This is a genomic window from Streptomyces sp. NPDC059917, assembly GCF_042730635.1.
Classification (GTDB): domain Bacteria; phylum Actinomycetota; class Actinomycetes; order Streptomycetales; family Streptomycetaceae; genus Streptomyces.
Genome location: NZ_JBHWLC010000035.1, coordinates 21426 through 48245, shown reverse-complemented (window position 1 = coordinate 48245; position 26820 = coordinate 21426). Strand labels below are relative to the sequence as shown.

General features: G+C 73.4%; 23 protein-coding genes. 13 read left to right on the top strand and 10 right to left on the bottom strand.

Features of this window, described 5'->3' with window-relative positions; translation table 11 throughout:
• Positions 1 to 39: 39 nt before the first annotated feature.
• Both ACFWAR_RS21135 and ACFWAR_RS21130 read right to left on the bottom strand, forming a co-directional pair.
• The gene (locus tag ACFWAR_RS21135; RefSeq protein WP_385779295.1) at positions 40 to 534 is read right to left on the bottom strand and encodes a Rieske (2Fe-2S) protein; all 495 of its coding nucleotides are present in this window, start codon (positions 532 to 534) and stop codon (positions 40 to 42) included.
• Positions 535 to 642: 108 nt separating this feature from the next.
• Positions 643 to 984 (bottom strand): DUF952 domain-containing protein, encoded by a 342-nt coding sequence (locus tag ACFWAR_RS21130; RefSeq protein WP_385779293.1) that lies wholly within the window; start codon positions 982 to 984, stop codon positions 643 to 645.
• 69 nt (positions 985 to 1053) lie between these two features.
• Here ACFWAR_RS21130 and ACFWAR_RS21125 point away from each other — a divergent pair, with 69 nt between their 5' ends.
• From ACFWAR_RS21125 to der, 5 genes are all read left to right on the top strand, one after another.
• Positions 1054 to 1569: a YidB family protein gene (locus ACFWAR_RS21125; RefSeq protein ID WP_385779347.1), complete on the top strand. Its 516-nt coding sequence runs from the start codon at positions 1054 to 1056 to the stop codon at positions 1567 to 1569.
• A gap of 160 nt (positions 1570 to 1729) precedes the next feature.
• A complete protein-coding gene (locus ACFWAR_RS21120; RefSeq protein WP_385779291.1) occupies positions 1730 to 2815 on the top strand; it encodes a prephenate dehydrogenase in 1086 nt (361 codons plus the stop codon).
• Between the two features lie 138 nt (positions 2816 to 2953).
• Entirely contained in the window at positions 2954 to 3664 is a 711-nt protein-coding gene (gene cmk / locus ACFWAR_RS21115; protein WP_385779289.1) for a (d)CMP kinase, read from the top strand.
• 56 nt (positions 3665 to 3720) lie between these two features.
• On the top strand, positions 3721 to 4308 hold the full coding sequence (locus ACFWAR_RS21110) for a lysophospholipid acyltransferase family protein (protein ID WP_385779346.1): 588 nt from the start codon (positions 3721 to 3723) through the stop codon (positions 4306 to 4308).
• Positions 4309 to 4384: 76 nt separating this feature from the next.
• Positions 4385 to 5854 carry a ribosome biogenesis GTPase Der gene (der, locus tag ACFWAR_RS21105; RefSeq protein WP_385779287.1) on the top strand — a complete coding sequence of 490 codons (1470 nt, stop codon included), beginning with the start codon at positions 4385 to 4387 and terminating at the stop codon, positions 5852 to 5854.
• Positions 5855 to 5878: 24 nt separating this feature from the next.
• Here the strand turns inward: der and ACFWAR_RS21100 are convergent, their stop codons facing one another.
• A complete protein-coding gene (locus ACFWAR_RS21100; RefSeq protein ID WP_385779285.1) occupies positions 5879 to 6331 on the bottom strand; it encodes a hypothetical protein in 453 nt (150 codons plus the stop codon).
• Between the two features lie 235 nt (positions 6332 to 6566).
• Positions 6567 to 7382 (bottom strand): hypothetical protein, encoded by an 816-nt coding sequence (locus ACFWAR_RS21095; protein ID WP_385779283.1) that lies wholly within the window; start codon positions 7380 to 7382, stop codon positions 6567 to 6569.
• A 324-nt stretch (positions 7383 to 7706) separates the two neighbouring features.
• Here ACFWAR_RS21095 and ACFWAR_RS21090 point away from each other — a divergent pair, with 324 nt between their 5' ends.
• Both ACFWAR_RS21090 and ACFWAR_RS21085 read left to right on the top strand, forming a co-directional pair.
• Entirely contained in the window at positions 7707 to 8378 is a 672-nt protein-coding gene (locus ACFWAR_RS21090) for a transglycosylase family protein (RefSeq protein ID WP_385779281.1), read from the top strand.
• Positions 8379 to 8669: 291 nt separating this feature from the next.
• Positions 8670 to 9668, top strand: a complete 999-nt coding sequence (locus tag ACFWAR_RS21085; protein ID WP_385779279.1) for a helix-turn-helix transcriptional regulator — start codon at positions 8670 to 8672, stop codon at positions 9666 to 9668.
• Positions 9669 to 9968: 300 nt separating this feature from the next.
• Here the strand turns inward: ACFWAR_RS21085 and ACFWAR_RS21080 are convergent, their stop codons facing one another.
• Entirely contained in the window at positions 9969 to 11021 is a 1053-nt protein-coding gene (locus tag ACFWAR_RS21080; protein WP_385779277.1) for a phosphatase PAP2 family protein, read from the bottom strand.
• Positions 11022 to 11274: 253 nt separating this feature from the next.
• On the bottom strand, positions 11275 to 12423 hold the full coding sequence (locus tag ACFWAR_RS21075; RefSeq protein WP_385779344.1) for a hypothetical protein: 1149 nt from the start codon (positions 12421 to 12423) through the stop codon (positions 11275 to 11277).
• Positions 12424 to 12740: 317 nt separating this feature from the next.
• Here ACFWAR_RS21075 and ACFWAR_RS21070 point away from each other — a divergent pair, with 317 nt between their 5' ends.
• Both ACFWAR_RS21070 and ACFWAR_RS21065 read left to right on the top strand, forming a co-directional pair.
• Positions 12741 to 14393: an MFS transporter gene (locus tag ACFWAR_RS21070; protein WP_385779275.1), complete on the top strand. Its 1653-nt coding sequence runs from the start codon at positions 12741 to 12743 to the stop codon at positions 14391 to 14393.
• 206 nt (positions 14394 to 14599) lie between these two features.
• Positions 14600 to 15784 carry an acyl-CoA dehydrogenase family protein gene (locus ACFWAR_RS21065; protein ID WP_385779273.1) on the top strand — a complete coding sequence of 395 codons (1185 nt, stop codon included), beginning with the start codon at positions 14600 to 14602 and terminating at the stop codon, positions 15782 to 15784.
• A gap of 9 nt (positions 15785 to 15793) precedes the next feature.
• Here ACFWAR_RS21065 and ACFWAR_RS21060 read toward each other — a convergent pair whose 3' ends face one another.
• Positions 15794 to 16252 carry a cell division protein SepF gene (locus ACFWAR_RS21060; protein WP_354384123.1) on the bottom strand — a complete coding sequence of 153 codons (459 nt, stop codon included), beginning with the start codon at positions 16250 to 16252 and terminating at the stop codon, positions 15794 to 15796.
• Between the two features lie 284 nt (positions 16253 to 16536).
• Here ACFWAR_RS21060 and ACFWAR_RS21055 point away from each other — a divergent pair, with 284 nt between their 5' ends.
• The 4 genes from ACFWAR_RS21055 (at position 16537) to ACFWAR_RS21040 (ending at position 20417) form a co-directional block, all read left to right on the top strand.
• A complete protein-coding gene (locus ACFWAR_RS21055) occupies positions 16537 to 17892 on the top strand; it encodes a DUF5685 family protein (RefSeq protein ID WP_385779271.1) in 1356 nt (451 codons plus the stop codon).
• An 83-nt stretch (positions 17893 to 17975) separates the two neighbouring features.
• Positions 17976 to 18800 carry a DUF1684 domain-containing protein gene (locus ACFWAR_RS21050; protein ID WP_385779269.1) on the top strand — a complete coding sequence of 275 codons (825 nt, stop codon included), beginning with the start codon at positions 17976 to 17978 and terminating at the stop codon, positions 18798 to 18800.
• Between the two features lie 88 nt (positions 18801 to 18888).
• Positions 18889 to 19830 carry a S1 family peptidase gene (locus tag ACFWAR_RS21045; protein ID WP_385779267.1) on the top strand — a complete coding sequence of 314 codons (942 nt, stop codon included), beginning with the start codon at positions 18889 to 18891 and terminating at the stop codon, positions 19828 to 19830.
• 107 nt (positions 19831 to 19937) lie between these two features.
• Positions 19938 to 20417, top strand: a complete 480-nt coding sequence (locus ACFWAR_RS21040) for a hypothetical protein (RefSeq protein WP_385779265.1) — start codon at positions 19938 to 19940, stop codon at positions 20415 to 20417.
• A gap of 48 nt (positions 20418 to 20465) precedes the next feature.
• On the opposite strand, the gene ACFWAR_RS21035 is transcribed toward ACFWAR_RS21040, so the two are convergent.
• From ACFWAR_RS21035 to ACFWAR_RS21025, 3 genes are all read right to left on the bottom strand, one after another.
• Positions 20466 to 21365 (bottom strand): DUF4231 domain-containing protein, encoded by a 900-nt coding sequence (locus ACFWAR_RS21035; protein WP_385779263.1) that lies wholly within the window; start codon positions 21363 to 21365, stop codon positions 20466 to 20468.
• Between the two features lie 100 nt (positions 21366 to 21465).
• Complete coding sequence (gene fxsT, locus ACFWAR_RS21030) at positions 21466 to 25431, bottom strand: FxSxx-COOH system tetratricopeptide repeat protein (RefSeq protein WP_385779261.1); 3966 nt, start codon at positions 25429 to 25431, stop codon at positions 21466 to 21468.
• Positions 25415 to 26800, bottom strand: coding sequence for a TIR-like protein FxsC (locus ACFWAR_RS21025; RefSeq protein ID WP_385779259.1), 1386 nt, complete (start codon positions 26798 to 26800; stop codon positions 25415 to 25417). Before ACFWAR_RS21025 ends, fxsT begins: the two co-directional genes overlap by 17 nt.
• Between the last annotated feature and the right edge of the window lie 20 nt (positions 26801 to 26820).

Here is a 26820-nt window from a genome sequence, read left to right as displayed (position 1 = left end):
TAGGCGGGTGGCGGCCCGCCCCGCGAAGGGATATCGCCGTCAGGCGAGGGTGATCTCGCCCGCCGCGGACACCACGATCTTCTTCTCCGCCAGCGGACGGGTCGCCGGACCGTGGGCCACGGACCCGTCGGCGACCTGGAACTTGCTGCCGTGGCACGGGCAGTCGATGGTGCCGTTCTCCACCTTGTTCACCAGGCAGCCCTGGTGGGTGCAGACCGCGGTGAAGCAGCGGTAGGAGCCCGCCGTGGGCTGGGTGACCACGAGCTTCTCGTCCTTGAGGACCGTGCCCCCGCCCACCGGTACCGCCTCGGCCTTCAGCAGGGCCTTGCCGGTCGCCCCGCCCCCGGCCGGGGACGACGCGGCGGAGGAGGGCGCGGCCGGGGACGACGCGGCGGGGGAGGGCGGCGTGGCCGCGCCGGCTCCGTTCGCCGGCTTCTCGTCGGCGCCGCCGCACGCCGTGAGCGCGCCGCCCGCCAGGGCCACCGCCCCTGCCGCCAGTACCGTGCGCCGGGCGGTGCGCGTGGGCTCGCTCATGACATCTCCTTGCTGGGGTGGTCGGTGGGGCAGCAGCATCCTGGCGCGTCGGGGGCTCCGTGAGAAGCCTGCCGCGCCGCCGTCCGCCGCCCCGCCGCGCCGGCCCCGTCAGTGGCCGGGCGTCGGCGGAGCCAGTTCCGCCGGGCGCCCCGGTGTCCGTACGACCTCCCACACGCGGACCACCGCGTCCCGGTTCAACGGGCCGTGGACGTGCGGGTAGCGGCCGCCGGATTCACCCTCCCGGCGGACCGGCGAGGTCAGCGCCGCCTCGTCGAGTTCGAGCGCGAGCAGCGGCCCGGGCACGGCCGCGTAGTGCGCCTGCGCGATGGCGAGCGCGGTGGCGGCGTCACCCGAACAGTGCACGAAGCCCTCCGAGTCGAGCGAGGGCGGGGCGTACGGGCGCTCGGGCGCGGCGGACCAGTCGGCGAGGGCGACGATGTGGAAGATCATGCCGTTCGTTCTACCGCAGGGCGCGGGGCCGGACGCCGCCCAGTGGCGGCCCCGTCCGGTTCGGGTGACATTGGCCGTGTTCTCGATGCCGGGTCGGCCAAGGGCCGCAGCCCGGCTCCCTCTTCGAAAGGCATGACGATGGCGGGTAACGACCTCGGCTCCCTGCTCGGCGGTCTCCTCGGCGGCGGCGGGAGCGGCGGCCAGGGCGGTGGCGGCGCGGGCAACATCCTCGGCGCCCTGCTCAGCGCGCTCGGCGGCGCCGGTGGCGGCGGTGGCGCCCAGGCGGCCGGCGGCGGCAACAACCCGCTCGGCGGGCTGCTGGACATGCTGACCAAGTCCGGCCTCGTCGACCAGGCCCAGTCCTGGGTCGGTACGGGCGACAACCAGGCGGTCAGCGGCGCCCAGATCGCCGAGGCCCTGCCGGACGAGGCCCTGCAGCAGGCCGCCCAGCAGGCCGGGGTCAGCCCGCAGGAGGCGGCCGACCAGATCGCCCAGGCGCTGCCCCAGGCGGTCGACAAGCTGACCCCCCAGGGGTCCCTGCCCACCGGCTCGCTGGAGGACATCATCAAGCAGCAGAACCTCTGAGCCACCGGACACCCGGACACCCGGCCACCGGCCGCCCCGGACCGGAGCCCGGCGGTCCGCCCCGCGCGGCGGACCGCCGGGCCCCGGTGCGTGCGGGCTGACTACGCTGGGACCGTGCGGCGCACCGCACGCCCGATCGTGATCCAGCCGAGGAGCCCCCGTGAGAACCGCCGCCGTCATCGGAACCGGACTGATCGGCACCTCCGCGGCCCTCGCCCTGACCGCCCGCGGGATCACCGTCCACCTCAGCGACCACGACCCGACCCAGGCCCGCACCGCCGCCTCCTTCGGCGCCGGCACCGACGAACCCGCCGAGGGCAGGGTCGACCTCGTGATCGTCGCCGTACCGCCCGCGCACGTGGCCACGACCCTGGCCGACGCGATCCGGCGCGGGCTGGGACGGGCCTACGTGGACGTGGCCAGCGTCAAGGGCGGCCCGCGGCGCGAGCTGGAGGCCCTGGGCGCCGACCTGAGCGCGTACATCGGCACCCACCCGATGGCCGGGAAGGAACGCTCGGGACCGCTCGCCGGCACGGCCGACCTCTTCGAGGGACGGCCCTGGGTGCTGACGCCGACCCGGGACACCGACCACGAGGTGCTGAACCTGGCGCTGGAGCTGGTCGCGCTCTGCCGGGCCGTGCCCGTCGTGATGGACGCCGACGCCCACGACCGGGCCGTCGCGCTGGTCTCGCACACCCCGCAACTGGTCTCCAGCATGGTCGCGGCGCGCCTGGAGGAGGCCGACGAGAGCGCCGTGCGCCTGTGCGGGCAGGGCATCCGCGACGTGACCCGGATCGCCGCCTCCGACCCGCGGATGTGGGTGGAGATCCTCTCCGCCAACCCCGGACCGGTCGCCGACGTGCTCACCGGGATCGCCGCCGACCTGGAGGAGACCGTGCAGGCGCTGCGCGGGCTCCAGTCCGCGGACGAGGAGAAGCGGCGCGGCGGCGCGGACGGCATCGCGGACGTGCTGCGCCGCGGGAACGCGGGCCGGGTGCGCGTCCCGGGCAAGCACGGCTCCGCGCCGACCGTGTACGAGACCGTGACCGTGCTGATCAGCGACCAGCCGGGCGAGCTGGCGCGGATCTTCGCCGACGCCGGTCGGGCCGGGGTCAACATCGAGGACGTACGGATCGAGCACGCCAACGGGCAGCAGGCCGGTCTGGTCCAGCTCAGCGTGGAGCCCCGGGCGGTCGCGGGACTCACGGCCGAGCTGCGCGAGCGGGGCTGGGCCCTGCGCCAGTAGGCCTCCCGGCCCTCCCGGAGCCCTCCCGGCGGCCCCCGGAACCGACCGGCGCCGGGTGCTCCGCCGAGTCGGTAACCTTAAGGAGGGGCGTTTTAGCGCGCCCGGACACGTACGCGCAACCAGGAAGGTGCTCGCCCCGTGGAAACCGCCGCTCAGTCCGCCGTGATCGTCGCCATCGACGGTCCCTCCGGCACGGGCAAGTCCAGCACCTCCAAGGCCGTCGCCGCCAAGCTCGGGCTGCGGTACCTGGACACCGGTGCGCAGTACCGGGCCATCACCTGGTGGATGATCACCAACGGCATCGACCTCGACGACCCGCAGGCCATCGCGCTCGCGGCCGGCAAGCCCGCGATCGTCTCCGGTACGGACCCCGCCGCGCCCACCATCAGCGTGGACGGCCTCGACGCCGCCGGGCCGATCCGCACCCAGGAGGTCACCTCCAAGGTCAGTGCGGTCAGCGCGGTGCCCGAGGTGCGCACCCTGATCACCGACCTCCAGCGCACCATCGCCGCCGAGGCGGCGGGGGCGGGCGCCGGGATCGTCGTCGAAGGCCGGGACATCGGCACCACCGTCCTGCCCGACGCCGACCTCAAGGTCTTCCTCACCGCATCGGCCGAGGCGCGCGCCGCCCGCCGCAGCGGCGAGCTGAAGGGCGCCCACGCCCAGGACCTCGCGGCCACGAAGGCGGCGCTGATCAAGCGCGACGCGGCCGACTCCGGCCGCAAGACCTCCCCGCTGGCCAAGGCCGCCGACGCCGTCGAGGTCGACACCACGGAACTCACCCTCGACCAGGTCATCGAGTGCGTGGTGACCCTCGTGGAGGACAAGAGGGCGGGCGGCGGCCGGTGAGCGAAACGCCCTCCCTCAAGGGTGCGGCGGTCGGCCGGCGGATCGGGATCGGGCTCATGTACGGGCTCTGGAAGCCCCGTGTGCTCGGCGCGTGGAAGGTACCGGCCTCCGGGCCGCTCATCCTGGCCGTCAACCACTCCCACAACGTCGACGGGCCCATGGTCATGGGCACCGCGCCGCGGCCCGTGCACTTCCTGATCAAGAAGGAAGCGTTCGTCGGCCCGCTCGGCCCCTTCCTGGAAGGGATCGGGCAGGTCAAGGTCGACCGCTCCGGTGCCGACCGGGAGGCCGTCACCCGCGCCCTGGGCGTCCTCGGTGACGGCGGGGTCCTCGGGATCTTCCCCGAGGGCACCCGAGGCGAAGGCGACTTCGCCTCGCTGCGCGCAGGCCTCGCCTACTTCGCGGTCCGCGGCGGAGCGCCCATAGTGCCCGTCGCGGTGCTGGGCAGCACCGAGCGCCGTGGCAGGCTGGTCAAGGGACTGCCGCCCTTCAAGGGGCGGGTCGACGTCGTCTTCGGCGACGCCTTCGACGCGGGCGACGGCAGTGGCCGCCGCACCCGCACGGCGCTCGACGCGGCCACCGTACGCATCCAGGACCGGCTGACCCGCCACCTGGCCGACGCCAAGCGGCTCACCGGCCGCTAGGCGAGACTTGAACTCAGTAGTGGACCCGCACGCTGCGGGTGCCACCGATCACCACGAACGACGAGGAACGGACTTCATGAACGACCAGCACGACCACGGAGCACTCGGAGACGCCGAGTACGCGGAGTTCATGGAGCTCGCCGCGGAAGAAGGCTTCGACATCGAGGACGTCGAAGGCGCGATCGGGGAGGCGGCCGCGGGCCCCCTCCCCGTCCTCGCCGTCGTCGGCCGCCCGAACGTCGGCAAGTCGACCCTGGTGAACCGCATCATCGGCCGCCGCGAAGCGGTGGTCGAGGACAAGCCGGGCGTCACCCGCGACCGCGTCTCTTACGACGCCGAATGGGCCGGCCGCCGCTTCAAGGTCATGGACACCGGCGGCTGGGAGCAGGACGTCCTCGGCATCGACGCGTCCGTCGCCGCCCAGGCCGAGTACGCCATCGAGACCGCCGACGCGGTCGTCTTCGTCGTGGACGCCAAGGTCGGCGCCACCGACACGGACGAGGCCGTCGTCAAGCTGCTGCGCAAGGCGGGCAAGCCCGTCGTGCTCTGCGCCAACAAGGTGGACGGCCAGAGCGGCGAAGCCGACGCGACCGCGCTGTGGTCCCTCGGCCTCGGCATGCCGCACCCGGTCTCCTCGCTGCACGGCCGCGGTACGGGCGACATGCTCGACGCCGTCCTGGAGGCCCTGCCCGAGGCCCCGCCGCAGACCTTCGGTTCCGCCGCCCCCGGCGGCCCGCGCCGGATCGCCCTCATCGGCCGTCCGAACGTCGGCAAGTCCTCGCTCCTGAACAAGGTCGCGAAGGAGGACCGGGTCGTCGTCAACGAGATGGCCGGCACCACCCGCGACCCGGTCGACGAGCTGATCGTGCTCGGCGGCATCACCTGGAAGTTCGTGGACACCGCGGGCATCCGCAAGAAGGTGCACCTCCAGCAGGGCGCCGACTACTACGCCTCCCTGCGCACGGCCGCCGCCGTCGAGAAGGCGGAGGTCGCGGTCATCCTGATCGACACGACCGAGAACATCAGCGTCCAGGACCAGCGCATCATCACCATGGCCGTCGAGGCCGGGCGCGCCATCGTCATCGCCTACAACAAGTGGGACGAGCTGGACGAGGAGCGCCGCTACTACCTCGAGCGCGAGATCGAGACCGAGATGCAGCAGGTCTCCTGGGCCCCGCGCGTCAACGTCTCCGCCCTCACCGGCCGCCACATGGACAAGCTGGTCCCGGCGATCGAGACCGCCCTGGAGGGCTGGGAGACGCGCGTCCCGACGGGCCGCCTGAACGCGTTCCTCGGCGAGATCGTCGCCGCCCACCCGCACCCCGTGCGCGGCGGCAAGCAGCCCCGCATCCTCTTCGGCACCCAGGCGGGCACCAAGCCGCCGCGCTTCGTCCTCTTCGCCTCGGGCTTCCTGGAGCACGGCTACCGGCGCTTCATCGAGCGCCGCCTGCGCGAGGAGTTCGGCTTCGAGGGCACCCCGATCCACCTCTCGGTGCGGGTGCGCGAGAAGCGCGGCTTCAACAAGAGCAAGAGCAACAAGCAGTAGTCGCACCCATCGGGTGCCCCGGGGTCAGTAGCCCCGGCGCGGAGCGGGCGGCAGGGCCGCCGGGATGTGCTGCATCCCGGTCTGGTGCTGGCGCCCGTTGCCGTATCCGGGGGCGGTGCCCGCGGTGGCGTACCCCTGGGCGCCCTGGCCGGCGTAGGAGGGCTGGGGGACGTACGCGGGCTGGGGCGCGTACGAGGGCTGCCACGGGTCGGTCTGCCATGCGGAACCGTTCCAGCCGCTCGTGCTGGTCTGACCGCTGCTGTACGTGCCCGGGTACCCGGTGGTGGCCAGCGCGCTGCCCGGAGCTGCCGGGGCCGTCCCGAAGGCCGTGAAACCGAGGTCCTCCTCGCCGCTGCGGTCGCCGGGCAGGGCCCGGAAGGAGCGCAGGTACTCCGAGTACAGGGCATCGAAGATCGGGGTGGGCGAGGCGGTGTGCGGCGCGGCGTGCGTCCCCTCCCGCGTCCATGCGGGGCGCATCGGGGGGATGGGGCTCGAATAGGACGGGGCGCGGGAGGGATCGTATGAATGCACGTATCTGCCAACGAAACCGGCGCCCTGCGGATGCGGGGCGCCGGGGAGAAATCGCAGATCGCCGGGGGTGTGCGGGACGGACCGCGCACCCCCGGCGCACGCCATCGTCCGGCCCCCGCCCGACGGACGGGTCCGTGGGCCGGGACCGGACGAGGGCAGTCCGGTGGGAGCGGGGCGGGGCTCAGGTGCCCGCGAGCGGCATGGAGGCCGCCACGAGCTTGCCGCCCGCCGCGGCCTTGTCGAGCGCGTCGCGCAGCAGGTCCTCGCGGGGCTGCTGGCCGATCGAGCCGACGGGGGCGGCGTAGACGAGGACGCGCTGGGTCTTGTTGACGGCGGCGCGCCAGCCGTCGGTGACCGAGAGCGCCTTGTGGGCCTGCCACCAGGAGGTGGGGGCGCCGCCGTCGATGCCGGGCTGGAGCACGGCGTGCAGCAGGCCCGCGGCGAGCAGCACCGACCAGCCGGAGAGCTGCGAGGGCAGCGCGGAGGTGTCGGTGACCGGGATGAAGCCCTGCTCGATGAGGAGGGGCAGGAAGTCGTCGCCGGGGCCGTCGGTGCCGGGGCGGGCGATCGGCGCGGTCGGCTCGACCACGAGCGCGGGGTGCAGCTCGCCGCCGATCAGGACCAGCCCGCTGGTGATGCCGAGGACGGCCTGGCCGCCGGGCACGGCCTGGGGGACGTCCGGGGCGGCGAAGGCGTCGCCGGGGGCCTCGGCGGCCGGGTCGGTGCCGGTGATGCTGCGGACGGCGCCCTGGAGCTGGGCCTCGGAGACGTTGACCACCTGCGAGGGGATGCACAGCGCGTGGGCGAAGGCGAGGACGGCGGTCTCCTCGCCGACGAACAGCACGGTGCTGGTCTGCTCGCGCTCCGAGTCCCCCGGGGTGCGGCACGAGGTGCAGTCGTAACTGCTCGGGGCCTGGTCACCGGCGAGCAGCCGGTTGGCTTCTTCGTCGCCGATCTCGGCGCGTACGTCATCACTGACCTCGAGCATGCGCGGCACGGAGTGACTCCTCGGACTACGACGGACCGGTGGGCCGTTCCGTCTCGGCGTGCGGGACCGGGCGGTTCCCGGCTCGCCGGGATCAACGGGGGAGCGAGGGCCGGGGTCACGCCGGATGAGGGAACGGATTCGAACCTGACCCCCGGACGAGTGAATGGGCTGAACGGAGCGTTGCTTTCATGCCAACTCTTTTCTCTTTGTGCTCAGTTGACGGCGCGGAATGCACGGTTGGCGGGGGCGGGGTGATCGGCCTTCCGGGTGGCCGCGCGGGGGCGGCCGCGTGGCGGGGCGGGGGTGCGAGGGGGGGCTGCGTAGCGTGATCAGATGCCCACATTCCGGATCCGGGCGGCCGTGTTGGTGGCTGCCGCGCTGGTGTTCGTACCGTCGGCGGCGTCGCGCGGTTACGCGTCGGCCCCACCACCGCCCGCGCCGGGGCCCGCCGGGGTCTCGGCCCTCGGTGCGCCGGGGACGATCGGGAAGGGGGCCGGGGACTGCGGGCCCGGCGGGCAGTGGCCGTGGGACTGCGTCGCCGACTGCGAGAGCACGGGCCGCTGGAACGTCAACACCGGCAACGGCTTCTACGGCGGGCTCCAGTTCTGGCAGCCCACCTGGGAGGAGCACGGCGGGCTCGGCTACGCGCCGCGCGCGGACCTGGCTCCGCGGGAGCAGCAGATCCGGGTCGCGGAGGACGTCCTGGGGACGCAGGGGTGGGAGGCGTGGCCGGTCTGCTCGAAGCGGTACGGGTTGGCGGGGCGGATGCATGTGGTGCGGAGCGGGGATTCCTTGGACTCGATCGCTCGGCGGCATCGGGTGCGGGGTGGGTGGCGGGTGCTGTACGAGGCGAACCGGGGGGTGATCGGGGCCCGGCCGGAGCTTCTGGCGGTGGGCACGCTCCTGTCCCTCCCCCCGTCGACCCCGGCCCCGACCCCGGCGCCGACTCCGGGGGCCGTGGCCCCCACGCCCGTCCCGGCCGCGCCCTCGCCGCGCCCGAGCTGACCCAGGCGTTCGTCCTGCGGTAGCCGGAGCCTCCGGCGGCGCCTCAATCGCCGGCGGGGCTGGATGTGGCTGGGCGCGGTGTTCGTCCTGCGGTAGCCGGGGCCTGCGGCGGCGCCTCAATCGCCGGCGGGGCTGGATGTGGCTGGGTCGATTCAGCCTGCCCGGCGTTTGAGGGCCCGCCGGAGGCTTCGGCAGCCGTCGGCGGTCTCGCCCGGCGGGGGCGGCGGCCGGTCGGGGCCGATTCAGCCCGCCCGGCGATTGAGGGCGTACGGCGCTGGCAGACTCGGGGGCATGCTGGATACCTCCGCTCGGTTGTTGCGGCTGTTGTCGCTGTTGCAGGCGCACCGGGAATGGACCGGGTCCGCCCTCGCGGAGCGGCTCGGGGTGACCCCCAGGACCGTACGGCGCGACGTGGACCGCCTCCGCGAGCTGGGCTACCCGGTCAACGCCAGCCCCGGCACCGGCGGCGGCTACCAGCTCGGCGCCGGAGCCGAGCTGCCCCCGCTGCTGCTCGACGACGACGAGGCCGTGGCGGTCGCGATCGGGCTGCGGACCGCCGCCGGGAACGGCGTCGAGGGCATCGGGGAGGCCTCCGTACGCGCCCTGGCCAAGCTGGAGCAAGTGCTCCCGGCGCGGCTGCGGCGCCGGGTCTCGGCCCTCAACGCCTTCACCGTGCCGATGCTGCGCGGCCCGGGCCGCGCCACCGTGGACCCCTCCGTGCTGGCCGAGCTGGCGGCCCTGTGCCGGGACGGCGAACGGCTGCGCTTCGCCTACCGGGACCACGCCGGGGCGAGCACCCGCCGGACCGTCGAGCCGCACCGCCTGGTGTGCACCGAGCGCCGCTGGTACCTGGTCGCCTGGGACCTGGAGCGCGCCGCCTGGCGCACCTTCCGGGCGGACCGGATCGAGCCGAGGCCCCCGCACGGCCCCCGGTTCACCCCGCGCCCGCCCCCGGCCGAGGACCTGGCGGCGTACGTCTCCGAGGGCGTCTCCCACCGTGGGTACGCGGCCCGGGCCGTGGTGCGGCTGCGGCTGCCGGCCGAGGAGGCGGCGCGGACCATCGCGCCCTCGGACGGGGTGCTGGAGCCGCTGGACGCGCACAGCTGCCTGCTGCGCACCGGAGCGGTCAGCCTGGACGTGCTGGTCATTCACCTCATGCTGCTCGGATGCGAGTTCGAGGTCGTGGAGCCCGTCGAGCTGACCGCGCGGATCCGCGCGGCGCGCGACCTGCTCGGGCGCGCCGTGGGGCCGCAGGACGGAGCCGACTCGCCGCCCGTGGAGAAAGGGTGAAGGTGCGTCGGGCAATGCCGACACGGAATTCCGGGGGCTCGTACAGGAATTGCAATCGCCCTTCGCCCCGGGCGTGTCGCGGGCCGGTAAACAATTGCCGCGAGGAACTCGGCAGGCGGAACGGCTGTCGGCAATCCGTGACACAAGCGTGACCCGGATTGGACGAACACCTGGGCGTTCGGCTGACGCACGACTGCCGCGGTCCGGAGGATGATCCGGATCGCGGCAGTCGGGTGGAGCGTGGAGCGGGGCTCGGGCGGGATCGGGCTGTGCGTACCGTGCTCTCGCCCGGGCGTGGGGTCAGCCGCCGGCCACGGGGCGGGCCGCCGGGTTGCGTCCGGTCCGGTCGCGGTCCGTGTGCGGCGGGCGACGGCTGCCCGCCGGGGTGACCGGGGTCCGCTCCGAGCGGATGACGTGCGGCCGGGCGCTCACGTGCGGCGCCGCCGTGCGGGCCGTGGTGGCGTGGCCGGCGCCCGCGGGCACCGCGGCAGGCTCCTCGGCCACCGGAAGCGCCTCGGCCGCCCGCTGGACGAACACCTTGGCCTGGGCGGTCAGCGGGGCGACGGGCAGTGCGGCCGCGCCCTCGCCGCTCCGGCGGCGCAGGCGCCAGGCGACGCGCTGCTCCATGATGAAGGCCTCGGTCCGGGCGATGAAGGGCTCGAACCACGGCAGGGCGAGCAGCACCAGCAGACCGGCGGCCCAGCCGAGCAGCACGTCGCTGACCCAGTGCGTACCGAGGTAGACGGTGGTGGCGCCGACGCTGAGGGCGACGATCGCGGACGCCGTCGACAGCACCCGTCGGGTGACTCCGGTGGAGGCCAGGTAGGCCAGGATCCCCCAGGTCACGACCGCGTTGGCGGTGTGGCCGGAAGGAAATATATCGCCGCCGCCGAACATCTCGGCCGAGCCGATCTGGGTCGCGTAGTGCGGGCCGAGGCGGCCGAGGCCGAGCTTGACCGAGCCCACGGTCACGTTGAGCGCGAGCAGGGCCACGCCGAGCGTGATCAGCGGGCGCAGGGTGTGCTGGCGCCAGCAGCGCCAGCCGAGCCAGGCCATGACCATCATCGAGGTGGGGCCGCGCTGGCCCAGGACCACCAGGTAGTCGAGGAAGGCGTGCACCTGCGGCCACTGCTCGTAGGGCCGGAAGAACATGAGCTGCCAGTCGAGCCGCACCAGCCACGAGGTGGTCAGTACGCCGATCACGATCGCCAGGTAGAACACGAGCGTCGCGCCGAAGAGCACGACACGGTGCCGGCTCATCTGCGGCACTTGCAGATGAGCCGGTCGTTCGGGTTCCCGGTCGAGGCGGGCGAACACCCGCTCCAGACGGGTGAAAATTTGGTCAGTACGCACCCAATCGACGTTACCGCGCGCCGATGGGCCGCCCGGTCGAATCCCGGGCTTTGTGATGACCATGTGATGTGGAGTTGGTCTCGTTCGGGTCTTTATTCCCCGGAATGCGGCAATGTCCTGCGGCGCGGCTGCCGGAACGTGATCCACATGTGTCCTGAATAAGGTGACACACTTATCGGGATTTTATGGGGCCGGGAGCAATTACTTTGCACAAAGATGGATCGGAATTCCCCCTTCCGTTAGCCGGATCCCGTTACGGCGGGCCCGACCCGTTCAGCCACCAGGCCCCGTAGACCGCCGAGGCCAGGGCCAGCGCCCCCACCACCGCGGCCGCCCGCCCGGTCCGACGGCGGGCCAGGGCCACCGCGACCGGCAGCAGCAGCGGAAAGGCCGGCAGCAGCAGGCGGGGCTTGGACCCGAAGTACCCCGAGGCGCACAGGGCCAGGGCCACCACGATCCCGCCGTAGACCAGCAGCGCCACGGGCTGCCGCCGGCGCACGCACGCCGCGCACAGCCACAGCACCAGCGCGACCCCCGCGAGCAGCCCCAGGCCCGCCGCCGCCCCGGCGGGCGTGCCCGAGCCCAGTCGGCCCCCGATGAAACGCGCGAAGGCCCAGCCGCCGTCGAAGCCGTTGCCCCAGCCGGCCTGCACGTCCAGGTAGCCGAAGAGCCCGCGCCCGGTGTGCGCGCCGACCCACAGGACGTAGGCCGCCGCCCCCAGCGGGGCCAGCGCCGCGCCGAGCGCCATCCGCCAGGTGCCCCCGCCGCGCCGCCGGGCCACCGCGGCCGCCACCCAGACCGCCGCGACCACCGCCGCCCCGACCGGCCGGGTCAGCCCCGCCAGCGCGGCCAGCGTGCCCGCCCACAGCCAGTTCCCGCGCAGCGCCCCGTACAGGGCCCAGGCGGCCAGCGCCGTGAAGAGGGCCTCGCTGTAGGCCATGGACTGCACGATCCCGACCGGCAGCGCGGCCCAGAGCGCCACCGCCAGCACCCCGGCCCGGCGCCCGTACAGCAGGTCGGCGACCGCGAAGATCCCCCAGGCCGCGGCCAGGGACGCCGTCCACGCCACCACCAGCCCCGCATCGCCGTGGGCCAGGCCGGTCGGCGCCGACACCGCCCGCTCCAGCCACGGCAGCAGCGGGAAGAAGGCGAGGTTCGAATGGACGTCGCCGTTGGCCAGCACCACCTCGTACCCGTAGCCCTCGCCCGCGACCCGCGCGTACCAGAGGGAGTCCCAGCGGGCGGAGAGCAGCGTGTGCGCGCTGCTGCCCGCGGCCAGCCCCCACAGCCAGAGCGCGAGCAGACCCAGTGCCCGCACCGCGGCGAAGGCGGCCAACGCGGGCGCGACCCGGCGCGGGGTCGGGCTCGGCGCGGGGTCCGGGGTGGGCTCGGGCGGCCGGATCGCGGGGTGCGGCGGCGCGGGCGGGGCGGGTGGGACGTGATCGTTCACGGGATCGATTATCGGGGCCGACGCGGGGCGCCACGGCCCGTGACCTGGCGTGTACGCCGGTGGAAGAGGGGGAAGGGGGCAGCTGCGCCGTGACGTACCGCACCGCGCGGACGGGACCGGGATGAGAGCTTGGCCACGTCGGCGGCGGCTCGAACTCGCGTACGCTGTCCGTTCACTCGCGCGTCGATGCCGGACCCCGTGGGCCGCTGCCGTCCGCGGCCGTCGGACGCTGGTCCGCCGCGGCGAGGGCTCATCTGGGAGGTGGATGCATGTCGGGGACGAACACCCTCCGGCAGCGGATCGGCGCGCTCGCGGGAGGCGCCAACCGCTGGGCCGTACTGGCCGTCCTCTGCGTCAGTCTGCTCCTCGTCGCGCTCGACGCGACGATCCTGCACGTCGCCGTCCCCTCGGTCACCGAGGACCTGCGCCCCGGCTCGATCGAGCTGCTGTGGATCGTCGACGCCTACCCCCTGGTCTGCGCCTCGCTGCTGATCCTCTTCGGCACGCTCGGGGACCGGGTCGGCCGCCGCCGGATCCTGCTGCTCGGCTACGGGCTCTTCGGCGCGGCCTCGGCGATCGCCGCCCTCGCCGAGAGCGCCCAGGTGCTCATCGCCGCGCGCGCCCTGCTCGGCATCGGCGGCGCGATGATCATGCCCGCCACCCTGTCGATCCTGCGCACGGTCTTCCCCGACCGCCGCGAGCGGGCCCTCGCGATAGGGATCTGGACCGCGGTCGCCGCCGTCGGCGCGGCGAGCGGTCCCGTCATCGGGGGCTTCCTCGTCCAGCACTTCTGGTGGGGCTCCGTCTTCCTGATCAACATCCCGCTGATGGCGCTGATCCTGCCGCTGGGGCGGTGGCTGCTGCCCGAGTCCAAGGGGGCCGACGACGGGCCCTGGGACGTGCTCGGTGCGCTGATGGCCGCCGGGGGCGTGCTCGGCACGGTGCTCGGGGTCAAGCGCGCGGGCGCCGACCGGACCTTCCTGGAGGTCGGGGCGGTGGTACCGGTGCTGATCGGAGCCACCCTGCTGGTGCTGTTCGTGCGGCGGCAGAAGCGGCGCGAGCACCCGCTGATCGACATCGGGATGTTCTCCCGGGTGGCCTTCTCCACCTCCGTGGGCTGCATCGTGCTCGCCATGCTGGCGCTGGTCGGCCTGGAGCTGATCGCCGTCCAGTACCTCCAGCTGGTGCTGCACCTGAGCCCGCTGGAGACGGGGCTGCGGCTGCTGCCGCTCACCTTCGCGGCGATGGCGGCGGGCGCCACCGGCTCGTACACCCTCCAGCGGGTCGGCCCGCGCGCGATGGTCTCGCTGGGCTTCACGCTCACCGCGTGCGCCGTGCTGCTGCTGACGCTGATGGGGCTGGACGACCGGCCCTGGCTGCTCACCTTCGGCTTCGTGCTGCTCGGCTTCGGGCTGCAGACCACGCTCTTCGCGGCCTACGAGTCCATGCTGAGCGAGGCCCCGGCCAGCAAGGCGGGGGGCGCGGCGGCGATCGGCGAGACCTCCTACCAGCTGGGTGCGGGGATGGGCATCGCGCTGCTCGGCAGCGTCATGAACGCGGCCTACATCCCGGGGCTGCGGGAGGTTCCCGGGGTCTCGGCGGCCGACTCCGGGCGGGCCTCGAACTCGCTCGGCGAGGCGTACCAGATCGCGCGGAGCCTTGGTGGGTCGGCGGGGGAGTCGCTCTACTCCGCGGCCCGGCACTCCTTCGTGCACGGGTTGCACGTGACGCTGCTGGTGAGTGCGGTGCTGTTGTTCGCGGGGGCGGCGATGGCGTTGAAGCTGCCGCGGGGGCTGGAGGCCGAGCCGGGTGCCGAGCCGGGTGCCGAGCCGGGTGCCCCGGCCGAGGCGGTCCGCATCCCCGGTCAGTCGGGGCCCTGCCCCGACCCGGTCGCGGAGCCCTCCGCCCCGCGCTCCTCCTGACCCCGGATCCCCGCGCCCACCCCGGGGCTCCGCCCCGGACCCCGCGCCTCAAACGCCGGCGGGGCTGATCTCGGCCCGCCCGCCCGACCCGCCCTGCCTGTTCGGTGATTGAGGGCGGGGTCACTCGGGTGGGGGTGGACCTCGGGGGTGAACGGTGGCTAACTTGCAGCGCTAGGTTTTGTTTCCAGGTCCGCCGGGAGGCCCTCGTGTCCGCGTCGAAAACGCCGTTCGTCCCCACCGATCCCCTGGGGCTCGACGAGCTGCTGAGTCCCGAGGACCTCGCGGTGCGGGACACCGTCAGGGCCTGGGCCGCCGACCGCGTGCTGCCGTACGTCGCCGATTGGTACGAGAAGGGCGAGCTGCCCGGGATCCGGGAGCTGGCCCGCGAGCTGGGTGGGATCGGCGCGCTCGGCATGTCCTTGACCGGGTACGGCTGCGCGGGCGCCAGCGCCGTCCAGTACGGGCTGGCCTGCCTGGAGCTGGAGGCCGCCGACTCGGGGATCCGCTCCCTCGTCTCCGTACAGGGCTCGCTCGCCATGTACGCGATCTGGAAGTACGGCTCCGAGGAGCAGAAGCAGCGCTGGCTGCCCGGCATGGCCGCCGGTGAGCTGATCGGCTGCTTCGGGCTGACCGAGCCGGACGTGGGTTCGGACCCCGCCGCGATGCGCACCCACGCCAAGCGCGACGGCGGCGACTGGGTGCTGAACGGGCGCAAGATGTGGATCACCAACGGCTCGGTCGCGGCCGTCGCCGTGGTCTGGGCGCAGACCGACGAGGGGATCCGCGGCTTCGCCGTGCCCACCGACACCCCGGGGTTCTCGGCGCCCGAGATCAAGCACAAGTGGTCGCTGCGCGCCTCGGTGACCAGCGAGCTGGTCATGGACGACGTACGACTGCCCGCGGACGCGGTGCTGCCGGAGGTCACCGGGCTGAAGGGCCCGCTCGGCTGCCTCAGCCACGCGCGGTACGGGATCGTCTGGGGCTCCATGGGCGCGGCGCGCGCCAGCTTCGAATCGGCCCTCGGCTACGCGAAGACGCGCGAGCAGTTCGGGAAGCCGATCGGCGGCTTCCAGCTCACCCAGGCCAAGCTCGCGGACATGGCCCTGGAGCTGCACAAGGGCATCCTGCTCGCCCACCACCTGGGGCGCCGCATGGACGCGGGCACCCTGCGGCCGGAGCAGATCAGCTTCGGCAAGCTCAACAACGTCCGCGAGGCGATCGAGATCTGCCGCACCGCGCGGACCGTCCTCGGCGCGAACGGGATCTCCCTGGAGTACCCCGTCATGCGGCACGCCACCAACCTCGAATCGGTGCTCACCTACGAGGGCACCGTCGAGATGCACCAGCTGGTCCTGGGCAAGGCACTCACCGGCCTCGACGCCTTCCGGTGAGCGCCCTGCTCAGCTCTGGTTGAAGAAGTCGCGCGTGCGCCCGCCGGGCTCGCCGCTGACGATCTGGGTGTCGGCCGGGGTCAGCAGGAAGACCCTGGTCGCCACCCGCTCGATCGAGCCGCGCAGGCCGAAGGTCAGACCGGCCGCGAAGTCGACCACGCGCTTGGCGTCGCCCGGGTCCATCGAGGACAGGTTCACGATCACGGGCACGCCCTCGCGGAACAGCTCGCCGATGCCCCGCGCGTCGCGGAAGCCGTCGGGGGTCACCGTGGCGATCCGCCGGCCCTGCTCGACTGCCGACTCGGACGCCACCTGGACCCGCGGGTCGGTGACCCACTGCTCGCGCTCCACACCGCCCGTGTGGTTGCTCTGCGCCGCGGCCTCCGCGTACTCGTCGTCGTAGTACCGCTCGTCACCGCTGTCCTCGACGAGACCCAGCCAGGCACTCGCCTTGCGTACCGAACCCATGGACGCCTCCTTTCACCGGGGGTCTGTATGTCATCTTCTCCGCGTCCCTATGGTCGACCATGATGCTGACAACGCGCCAAGTGGATAGTCGCCGCGCAGGGGTTTCGTGACGGTACTGGTGCAGAACATCCGGTGCGGGCCAAGGTTCCAGGCGTCTACCCGCTGCTGACTGAGTGAAAATACGATCGCTGCATCCGTTCGGGTGACCGCAGGGGACGTACGGGTGAAGGACCGGGCTCGGTACGATGCCCCGCACGCACGCGCTTGACACACGGGGGAACCACTTGTTCGGCATCGTCAGACCCTGCACGCACCGGCTCGGCGACCGGTTCAAGACGGAATGGATGGCCCATCTCTGCGGACTGTGCCTGGCACTTCGCGGGGACCACGGTCAGTTCGCACGGGTCGTGACCAACTACGACGGTCTGCTCGTCTCCGTTCTGACGGAGGCTCAGTCCGGTCCGGCCGCGGGCTCCCGGCGCACGGCGGGACCGTGCCCGCTGCGCGGGATGCGCACCGCGCCGGTGGCCAACGGCGAGGGCGCGCGGCTCGCCGCCGCCGTCTCCCTGGTGCTCGCCTCGGCGAAGGTGCGGGACCACGTGGCCGACCGGGACGGCCTGTTGGCGCGTGCTCCGCTGGCCGCCGCCGCGCGCACGGTGGCCCGGCGCTGGGACCGCGCCGGCGAGCGCACCGGGGCCTCGCTCGGCTTCGACACCGCGGTGCTCGTGGACGCGGTGGACCGGCAGGGCGACATCGAGGCGCTGGCCGGTCTCGGCACGCCGGTGCTGCGGGTGACCGAGCCGACCGAGACCGCCACGGCCGCCGCCTTCGCCCATACCGCGACCCTGGCCGGACGGCCAGGCAACGCCCCCGCGCTCGCGGAGGCGGGCCGCTACTTCGGTCGGCTCGCGCACCTGCTGGACGCGGTGGAGGACCAGGCCGCGGACGCCGCGGCCGGGGCCTGGAACCCGCTGACGGCCACCGGGACCCCGCTGGTCGAGGCCCGGCGGCTGTGCGACGACGCGCTGAGCGGGATCCGGCTGTCCCTGCGGGAGGTCGAGTTCGTGGACGCGGGGCTCGCGCACCGGCTGCTGGTGCACGAGCTGCGGAGCTCGGTGGACCGCGCCTTCGGCACGAGCTCCTGCGGGCACGCGGGCACGGCCGCCGCCGGCCATGCGCACGGCGGCCAGGGTCAGGGCCAGGGCCAGGGTCAAGGCTTCGGCGCGGCGCCGCCCGGCTGGGACGCGGGGAGCGGGGGCCCGTACGGCGGCCCCCAGGGCGGGAACCCGTACGGCGGCAACCCCTACGGTCCGGCCGCTCCCGGTGGTCCCGCGGCGCCCCCGCCGATGGGCCCCGGAGGCGGCGGGGGCGGCTGGAGTGGCGGTCCGGGCGGCTTCGGCGGCCTGCCGCCGCAGAAGCCGCGACGCGGCCTGCTGGGGGGCTGCGCGGTGGCCATCGGGCTCTTCTGCACCTGCCAGCTCTGCTGCACCGACTACGAGGGCCCCTGGTCCCGCAAGAAGCGGGACGCCTGGTGCGACAACTGCGACTGCGACTGCTGCAACTGCGACTGCGGATGTTGCAGCGACGGCTGTAGCTGCTGCGACGGATGCGACTGCTGTGACTGCGGGTGCGACTGCTGAGCGGCCGTCAGGGCGGGTCCGTACGGCGTACCTTGTCACGCCGCTGACACCAACCGGCGGTCGCGGTGTGGAAATGTGACCGCATGGTCTCCGACGCAACGGACACGGCCGACGCCGTCGCCGCCTGGGAGCGCTGGCACGCGCACCGGGTGGACGCGGTGTCCGGCCCCTACGGCCCCCTGGCCCTCACCGGCACGCACTGGCTCGCCGACTACCCGGAGGGTCGAATTCCGGACGTTCCGGGGCGGTGGCGCGAGACGGACTCCGGGGTCCTCCTCGCCGCCGGCCCCGGGGACGGGCTGACCCTCGACGGCGAAGCCTTCGCGGGCGAGGCGGTGCTCGGCGCCGACGACGGCCCGCCGTCGGCCTCCCGGGCCGCCGCGGGCGCGGTCCGGCTGGTGGTGATCCGGCGCGAGGGGGCGTGGGCGGTCCGCGGCTACGACCCGGACGCCCCGGCCCGCGGCGCCTTCAAGACGATCGAGGCCACCCCCTACGACCCGGCCTACGTGCTCCCCGGGCGCTTCCGGGCGTACGACGAGGACCGGACGGTACAGGTCGAGAACGCCGACGGGCGCGCCCGCGGGCTCGGCCTCGGCGGCGAGCTGACCTTCGACTTCCGGGGCGCCCCGCACACCCTCCAGGTCGCCGTGGACGAGGACGACGGCAGCCTGTGGGCCGTCTTCGGCGACGCCACCGGCGGGCGGAGCAGCTACCGCTTCCGGTTCCTGCGCCCCGGAGTCCCGGCGGCCGATGGATCCGTCACGGTCGACCTGAACCGGGCGCTGCTGCCCCCCTGCGCCTTCGCGGACCACTTCATCTGCCCGTTCCCGCCGCCCGGGAACACCCTGTCCTTCGAGGTCGCCGCGGGTGAACGGCGGCTGGAATCAGCCCTTGCTACCGGTATCTGACGCCACCACACTCCCGGTCAGTGCTTGTCAGGTGCACGGCCAGGCCCCCCAGTCCGCCGCGCCCCGATTCCCTCCGGGAGGACGAGAAATGAGCTTCAAGCACATCCCCCACACCCCCCACACCCCCATCCCCGCAGCGACCCGCGGGCGCGCCCGCACCCGCACCCGGCTCGCGGTGCTCGCCGCGGGCCTCGCCGCCGTCGCCGCCTTCACCGTCCCCGCCACGGCCAGCGCCAGCTCCGAGGCGGACGCGGGCGGCCTGAGCGCCGACCGGCTCGCCGCCGTCGGCGCCGCCGTCCAGCGCGCCGACGTCGCGGGCACCGCCTGGTACACCGACCCGGCCACCGGCACCCTCGTGGTGAGCGCCGACTCCACCGTCTCCGCCGCCGACCTCGCCAGAATCAGGCGCGAGGCCGGGACGGACGCCGGGGCCCTGCGCGTGGAGCGCACCGCGGGCACCTTCCGCAAGCTGCTCTCGGGCGGCGACGCCATCTACGCGTCGAGCTGGCGCTGCTCGCTGGGCTTCAACGTCCGCAGCGGGAGCACCTACTACGCGCTCACCGCCGGGCACTGCACCGACGGCGCCGGCACCTGGTGGACCAGCACCTCGCACACCACCACCGTCGGCAGCACGGTCGGCTCCAGCTTCCCGGGCAACGACTACGGGCTCATCAAGTACGCGAGCAACTCGCCCGTGCCGCCCGGCACGGTCGGCAGCCAGGACATCACCAGCGCGGCCAACGCCACCGTGGGCATGTCCGTGACCCGGCGCGGCTCCACCACCGGCATCCACAGCGGCACGGTCCAGGCCCTCAACGCCACCGTCAACTACGGCGGCGGCGACGTCGTCTCCGGCCTGATCCGCACCAACGTCTGCGCCGAACCGGGCGACAGCGGCGGCCCGCTCTACTCCGGCTCCCGGGCCATCGGCCTGACCTCCGGCGGCAGCGGCAACTGCTCCAGCGGCGGCACCACGTTCTTCCAGCCGGTGACCGAGGCCCTCTCCGCCTACGGGGTCAGCGTCTACTGATCGGCGCTCGTCCCGCGCGCCCCCGTGCGCACCCTGGACGTCCCCCCGCCTTCTGGGAGGATGTCGTGGACGTCCAGGGTTCGGCCGTCCACGGGGGAGGCTCGGGTATGAAACGCATCGGGGTGACCGGCCACCGGTCCCTTCCCGACGAGGTGATCGCCCACGTCGAGGACGGGCTGCGGGCCGTGCTCGACGGCCACGACGGCCCGCTGGAGGCGCTGTCCAGCCTCGCGGAGGGGGCGGACCAGCTATTCGCCGACATCGCGCTGCAGTGCGGGGCCGACCTCACGGTGGTGATCCCCAGCGCCGACTACGAGGCCACCTTCGGCGGCGGCGAGCCGCTCGCCGGCTTCCACCGGCTGCGGGAACTGGCCTCGCAGGAGGTCCGGCTCGACTTCGCCCGCTCCACGGACGAGGCCTACTACGCGGCGGGCACCTTCATCGCCGACAGCTGCGACCGGCTCGTCGCCGTCTGGGACGGCCTCCCGGCCCGCGGGCACGGCGGCACGGGCGAGATCGTCGCCTACGCCCGGGCGCTCGGCAAGCCCGTCACCGTGCTGTGGCGGACGGGCGTCGTACGGGACTGAGCGCTCCCGCACCGCACGACGCCGCGCCCCCGGGGCGGTGGGCCCGCCTCAACTGCTGTGCCGGGCCAGCCAGTCCGTGTGCTGCGGGGAGACGTAGCGCTCGGTCTCGTAGACCGCGGACGGCCACTGCGTCTCCGTGATCGTCGTCTGCATCACCACCATCATCGCGGACAGGTCCTGCTCGATCAGGGTGTGCGCCTCGATCAGCGGATGGTGGCGGCGCACCTCGTTCCAGGCGATCCCGGCCGCCGCGGCGGCGCTCAGCAGCGCCGTCACCTGCGTCCCCGGCCCCGATCCGAAGGCCCCGAGCAGCGCGAACAGCAGCGCCACGCAGGTCAGCAGCACGATCGACCACGACCACACCGCCGTGGCCCGCCGCGACACCTCCGTCTTGCGCTGGTACCACTTGCGCTGCTCGATCAGCCGGTCCCGCACGTACGTCTCGCGCCGCACCTGGTAGTCGAGGCCCCGCAGCCGGTGCATCGCCCCGGTGATCTCCCCGCCCTCGGGCAGCACCCCGGCGGCGCGCGGATCCTCCCAGCCCATCTTGCGCAACTCGTCCAGACCCGCCTCCAGCCGGGTCCCGTACACCTGCGCCACGCCCGACACGTCGCTGCCGAACGGCGCCCCGTGGACGGCGTACCGCCAGGCCAGCGACTTGATGAACTCCGCCGCGCTGCGGTTGAGCTGCCACTGCGGGCGGGCCCGGCGCCGGGTGGCGCGCATCCCGACGGCGAGCACCCCCGCGTACGCCAGGGCGCTCAGCATCCCGAACAGGTGCAGCGACCCGATCCGGGCGGTCGAGGACGGCAGCGCCCCGGCCGCCGCGGCCGTCACGAGCAGCAGCAGCTGCGCGCGGGTGGCCTGGGTGGACTCCCGCTGCCGGGAGATCGCCGCCTGGTCGGTGTGGTGGAAGAGGGCCGGCAGGTCTTCGTTTCGAAAGGTCATGCTGTCGGTCACAGCGAACCCCCCAGTCTGCTGTCCAGTGGTGCGCGGCGCGGCCGCCGGGACCTGCCCGGTCCCCGGCGGCCGCCCCGCCCGCGGGCGGTCACACCGCCAGCGGCTCCAGGTCGCGGTGGACCCGGCGCTCGTCGCGTGCGTAGCGGGTCAGGCCGTGTTCCTCGCCCAGGAGCCTCGTCAGCTCGTTCACCGCTTCCGTGCGGACCCGTGCGGCCTCCTCCTTGCGGCCCATCGAGTCCAGGCTGACCGCCATGTTGGAGGCGCTCGCCAGGGTTTCGGGGTGGTGTGCGCCGAGCGCCTCGCGCAGCCGCATCACCGACATCCGCTCCAACTCCAGCGCGCCCTCCGGATCGCCGAGGTCGGCCAGCGTGTTCGCGAGGTTCAGGTGGGCGAAGATGGTGTGCGGGTGGTTGTCTCCGAGCACGTCGCGCATGTGCCGGATCACGTGCCGCAGCATGGGCTCCGCCGTCTCCGCCGCACCCGAACCCCAGTGGAAGACCGCGAGGTTGTTGAGCGCGGCCAGCGTGTACGGGTGCCGTTCGCCCGGCACCTTCATGTACTCGTCGACGACCTCCTGCGCCAGGTCCCGCGCCCCCGCCGAGTCCCCGACGGCGAACATGTCGGCGGCCAGGTTGAGTTCGCAGGCCAGCAGATCCGGATTGACCGAGGTGTACTTGGCCCGGTAGCGGTTGCGGGTGGCGGTGGTCAGCCGCCGCGCGTCCTCCAGCTCACCGGCCCGGCGCAGCGATACGGCCAGCGACTTCGCGGCCGCGAGGGTGCCCGGGAAGGCGCGCCCCAACTGCCGCTTGTAGATCTCGTAGGTCCGGCTCAGCAGCTGCACCGAGTCGTCGTAGCGGCCCACCTCCCGCAGGTCGCGGGCCAGGCTCTGGGCCGAGGAGAGGGTGTACGGGTGGTCCGGGCCGAGCACCTCGGTGCGCCGGTCGAAGACCTCCTGGTCGATCTCGCGGGCCCGGGCGTACTGCCCGACCATGCGCAGGTTCAGCGCCAGGTTGTTCGCGGCCGCCAGGGTCCGGGGGTGCGACTCGTGGAAGATCTGGCTGAAGCCCTCGTGCGCGGCCGTCGCCAGCTCCATCGCCTCGCCGTAGCGGCCGAGGGTGCCCAGGTCCATCGCCAGGCCGCTGGTGGTCATGTAGGTGTGCGGGTGCGAGGGACCGAGCGCGGTGCGCTGGCGCTCCAGGGTGACCTCGTCCAGCTCCTTGGCCTCCACGAACCGCCCCTGCGAGCGCAGGATGTTGGACAGGTGGAAGCGCAGGTACAGGTACTGCAGGTCGTCGCCGCCCAGGGTCTCCTTCCAGGTCTCGCGCAACTCCTCGCCCAGCTGGTAGGCCGCCTTGAAGTCACCGCGCTTCCACAGGTAGCGGACCCGGTCGATCAGCAGCCGCCGGGTCTCCGGCTCCTTGCAGAAGCGGGCCTCGGACGGGGTCAGGTGCGGCCAGATGGTGTTGAACCGCGGCCACGTCTCCGGGTTGTCTATCGGCTCGTCGTCGTCGGGTCGGGCGCCCGCCAGGATCCGGTGCACCGCGTGCCGGGCCTCGCGCTGCTCCTCCTCGGTCAACTGGGCCCGGATCACGGCCTGGACCAGGCGGTGCACCTGGATGCTGTTGCTGACCTGGTCGACCTTGGCCATCGCGAAGCGGCCGATCTCGCGGATCACCCGGCCCAGCACCAGCTTCTCCTGGAGCGAGGAGTCGTAGGGCTTGAGGGCGTCGATCATCTCCTTGCTGTAGAGGAGGTTCGCCGAGATCGGCTCGGGCGCGAAGAAGGCGCAGAGCTGGAGCAGCCGCACGGCGGCGGGGGAGCGGCTCTGCAGCCGTTCTATGGAGACGTTCCAGGTGGCCGCGACCGGCTCCGGGTAGCCGGGCGGCTGGTTGAGCGCCAGCACCCGGGCCGCCTGCTGGGCGAGCTGCTCCAGGTACGCCGAGACGGGGGTGGCGGTCTCCGCGATCCACGCACCGGCCTGCTCGACGGCGAGCGGCAGGTCGCCGACCGCGATCGCGACCTGCTCGGCGTCGTCCTTGGTGAGCCCCGGGGCCCGCCGCTGGAGGTGCTCGATGGACTCCTCGCGCAGGAAGACGTCCACCGGCAGCGCGTCCCCGTACTGCGACCAGCTCTGGTTGCGGGAGGTCACCAGCACGTGCCCGGGGCCGCCCGGCGGGAAGAACCGCTTGAGGGTCTCCGGATCGTCCGCGTTGTCGAAGACGAGCAGCCAGCGCGCGGAGGGCACCCCGCGCCGCAGCAGGTCGATCGCCTCCTGGGAGGCGGCCGACATGTCCTCGCCCGTCTGCGCGCCGAGCCGGACGGCCAGCTCGGCGAGGGCCGCGACCACGTCGTCCGTCTGCTCGGAGGAGATCCACCACACCAGGTCGTAGTCCGCCATGAACCGGTGGACGTACTCCAGCGCGACCTGGGTCTTGCCGACCCCGCCGAGCCCGTACAGGGTCTGCGGCTGCGGCAGCACCACGGCCACGCCGCCGCCGAGCTGGTCGCGCATCCGCTCCAGCACGATGGAGCGGCCGGTGAAGCCCGGGTTGCGCGGCGGCGCGTTCCAGATCTTGGGGACGGTCCCCGGGAAGCGGGGGCCGGGCGCCGTGGCGCTGGTCATCCCGTCGTGGAGGGCGGTGGGCCGCTCCACCGCGCGCAGCAGGGCGGTGGTGGCGTGCACCTCGTCGAGGCGGAAGAGGTCCACCGGATTGCGGTCGATGTACGGGGTGCTCAGGCGTACGTCGCCCACGCGCAGCGGCACCAGCTGGCGCCGCCCGCCGGTCGGGTCCTCGGCGGCCGCCCGCTCCCAGACGTCCACGGCCCGGGCGGACTTGAGGTAGGCGCTGGAGAGCAGCACCACGGTCCGTGCGGCGGTGTCGACGCTGATCCCGGCGCCCAGGGTGTCGCCGGGCGCGGCCGCGGGCGGGCGTTCGGCGGAGACGTCCTTGGGCACCACCCGGAAACCGGCCCGGGTGAGGACCGACTCGATCCAGTCGGCCCACATCCGGTTCTCGGCGACGTAGGACAGGAACAGGTCGGCGGGCAGGGCGGGGCGGCGCCGGGTGAAGGCGTCGCGGATGCGCAGCCGGACCTCCTCGCCGATGGCGGGCATGGAGGTGATCTCGCCCTCGGTGACCACGGTGGTGAGCCGTTCGAAGGCGGAGAGCAGGGAGTTGGTGAGCCCGGCCTCGTCGCCGAAGGTGGCCAGGGTCTCCTCGTAGGCGTAGTACGGGCGGTAGGGGATCTCCACCGCGCCCCAGTAGGCGGTGAGTTCGTCGCCGCCCAGACCGCTGGGGAAGCGGTCGAACTTGATCCGGGCCAGCGCGCGGCCCGCGTCGGCCTTCTCCTTCTCGCCCTCGTCGATGCGCATCGGGACCGGGTAGATCTTGATGCCCCGGTCGTTGAACCGCTCGTCTATCTGCCGGGCGACGGAGGCGGCGCCGTCGATGGACTGGTCGGAGAGGGTGAAGCAGTCGACCAGGACGTCGGGCAGGTGGACCGTGCAGATGTCGGCTATGTCGCTCAGCCCGGTGCGGCTGTCGATCAGGACGTAGTCGTAGTTGAACTTCATGTCGTCGCGCAGCGCGTCGAAGAAGTGGCCGCCGCCGAGCCGGTCGTAGAAGTTGTCCCAGTCGAAGGTGGAGACCGTGGCCGAGTACTCGCGGTTCTGCCGGCCCGCGGAGACGAAGTCCAGGGTGCCGCCGTCGGGGAACTCCCAGCCGAGGGTCTCGGGGGTGAGGGAGACGGCGTGCGGCTGGATCCGCGCGTAGTCCTTGTGCCAGTCGTCGGAGCGCTGCGCCGGGCTGGTCGCGGCCCAGGCGTACTCGCTGATCAGGTCGATGATCCCGGTGGTCGCGCCCAGGGTGGAGGGGTCCAGGAACGGGTGGAAGAAGCGGTGCAGGCCGGGCGCCTCCAGGTCCCAGTCCACGGCGAGGACCCGCTTGCCGTTGGCCGCGAGGATCCAGGCGGTGTTGGCCAGCGCCATGGTGCGGCCGGTACCGCCCTTGTACGAGTAGAAGGTGACGATCCGTCCGTCACGACTGGCTGTCATCCGCGTCCCCCGCTTGGTTGGTCGGTCCGTCGGCGTCCGGGTGCGGCCCGGTGGTCCGGGCGTCGTGCTGTTCGGTGTCGGGCGGGAAGGGCGCGGGCGGCGGCGCCGGTGGCCCGTTCATGCCCATCGGGCCGAGCAGCCGCGGCCGTTCGGTGTGCGCCCCGCCCGCGGGCGGATAGACCTGGGCGTGTCTGAGGAACTGCTGGGCGGCCGCCTCGACCACCTGCGGCAGGATCTGGCCGAGGGTCTCCATGTTGGCCACGCCGTTCGCGGCGGCCCGGCAGGCGATCCGGCCCTGACCCATCTTCACGGGCATGGTGTCTTCCAGCTGATCGGTCAACTCCGCTTCCCTGGCCCGGCTCTGGTGGTCGTACCGGTTCCACGGCACGACCACGCTCACCCAGGGCCGGGGGTCCTGGTCGAAGGCGGCCAGGCGCTGGCGGCGCAGGTCGTCGGCGACGGCCCAGCGGTCGACGATCAGGATCTCGGGGCGGGTCGGCGGCTGCTTGGTGTCGAAGTGGCCGGCCTCGTCGTCGAAAGAGGCCATCGTGGTCTGGTAGTTGAGCGAGCGCACCAGGTCCTCGGCGACGTAGGCCACCGGCCGCTGGGCGACGGGGTGGTACGGGTTCCAGTCCAGCGCGGTGTCCCCGTAGTACTCGGGGCTGCGGCCCTCCGGGAGGTCGTGCCGGGTGGCGGCGGCGACGGTGACGTGCAGGCTGCGGGCCGCGTTGCCGGGGCCGCCCGCGGCCCCCGGAACGCCGAACGCGCTGGGCACCACCCGGTAGTCCATGGGGCGGCTGACGTCGAGGCGCACGGATTCGGCGACGCTCACGATGCGCTTGGCCAGCTCGTAGACGGCCCGCTCGTACTGTTCGGCGTACCCGCGCAGTTTGATCAGTCCGTAGAGCCCGTCGGTGACGTAGCGCTCGCCGAAGGTGTTGTGGTTGAACTGGAGCCGCTCGGCCGGGCCGGGCAGCTGCGCGGGCGGCACGGGGACCCACAGCGCGGGCACGATCGCCTCGGCCGGTTCGCCGCTGACCGCGGTCCGCTGGATGGTGCGGTGTGCGAAGGCGAACCATTCCTTTCCGCACATCTCGCTGGCGAAGTAGCGCGGTGAGAAGAGCGGGACGAAGACCCGACAGGTGGCCAGTGCCGTGCCGAGCCGTTCCGACCAGCCCTCGCCGCTGCGTATCTCCCGGTCCATGAATCCGGCGTCGGATCCGGCGGGCAGGTCAGTGAGCGCCATGACGTGGCTGGAGAGGTCACGGAAAAGCCGCTCCACCCACATGTCGGGGTCGGGCCCCCCGGCCCCGAACCTCGGCGTATGCGCATAACTGAGAAAAAAGTACGGCTGCACTGATGCGGGCACACGACCCCCGTCCCGAAGAT

Excerpts from the sequence above, each read along its gene's own strand:
- ACFWAR_RS21135 (WP_385779295.1), bottom strand. The coding sequence starts at position 534 with ATGAGCGAGCCCACGCGCACCGCCCGGCGCACGGTACTGGCGGCAGGG.
- ACFWAR_RS21130 (WP_385779293.1), bottom strand. The coding sequence starts at position 984 with ATGATCTTCCACATCGTCGCCCTCGCCGACTGGTCCGCCGCGCCCGAG.
- ACFWAR_RS21110 (WP_385779346.1), top strand. The coding sequence starts at position 3,721 with ATGTACGGGCTCTGGAAGCCCCGTGTGCTCGGCGCGTGGAAGGTACCG.
- der (WP_385779287.1), top strand. The coding sequence starts at position 4,385 with ATGAACGACCAGCACGACCACGGAGCACTCGGAGACGCCGAGTACGCG.
- ACFWAR_RS21100 (WP_385779285.1), bottom strand. The coding sequence starts at position 6,331 with ATGCGCCCCGCATGGACGCGGGAGGGGACGCACGCCGCGCCGCACACC.
- ACFWAR_RS21090 (WP_385779281.1), top strand. The coding sequence starts at position 7,707 with ATGCCCACATTCCGGATCCGGGCGGCCGTGTTGGTGGCTGCCGCGCTG.
- ACFWAR_RS21085 (WP_385779279.1), top strand. The coding sequence starts at position 8,670 with ATGCTGGATACCTCCGCTCGGTTGTTGCGGCTGTTGTCGCTGTTGCAG.
- ACFWAR_RS21070 (WP_385779275.1), top strand. The coding sequence starts at position 12,741 with ATGTCGGGGACGAACACCCTCCGGCAGCGGATCGGCGCGCTCGCGGGA.
- ACFWAR_RS21060 (WP_354384123.1), bottom strand. The coding sequence starts at position 16,252 with ATGGGTTCGGTACGCAAGGCGAGTGCCTGGCTGGGTCTCGTCGAGGAC.
- ACFWAR_RS21050 (WP_385779269.1), top strand. The coding sequence starts at position 17,976 with ATGGTCTCCGACGCAACGGACACGGCCGACGCCGTCGCCGCCTGGGAG.
- ACFWAR_RS21045 (WP_385779267.1), top strand. The coding sequence starts at position 18,889 with ATGAGCTTCAAGCACATCCCCCACACCCCCCACACCCCCATCCCCGCA.
- ACFWAR_RS21040 (WP_385779265.1), top strand. The coding sequence starts at position 19,938 with ATGAAACGCATCGGGGTGACCGGCCACCGGTCCCTTCCCGACGAGGTG.
- ACFWAR_RS21035 (WP_385779263.1), bottom strand. The coding sequence starts at position 21,365 with ATGACCTTTCGAAACGAAGACCTGCCGGCCCTCTTCCACCACACCGAC.
- fxsT (WP_385779261.1), bottom strand. The coding sequence starts at position 25,431 with ATGACAGCCAGTCGTGACGGACGGATCGTCACCTTCTACTCGTACAAG.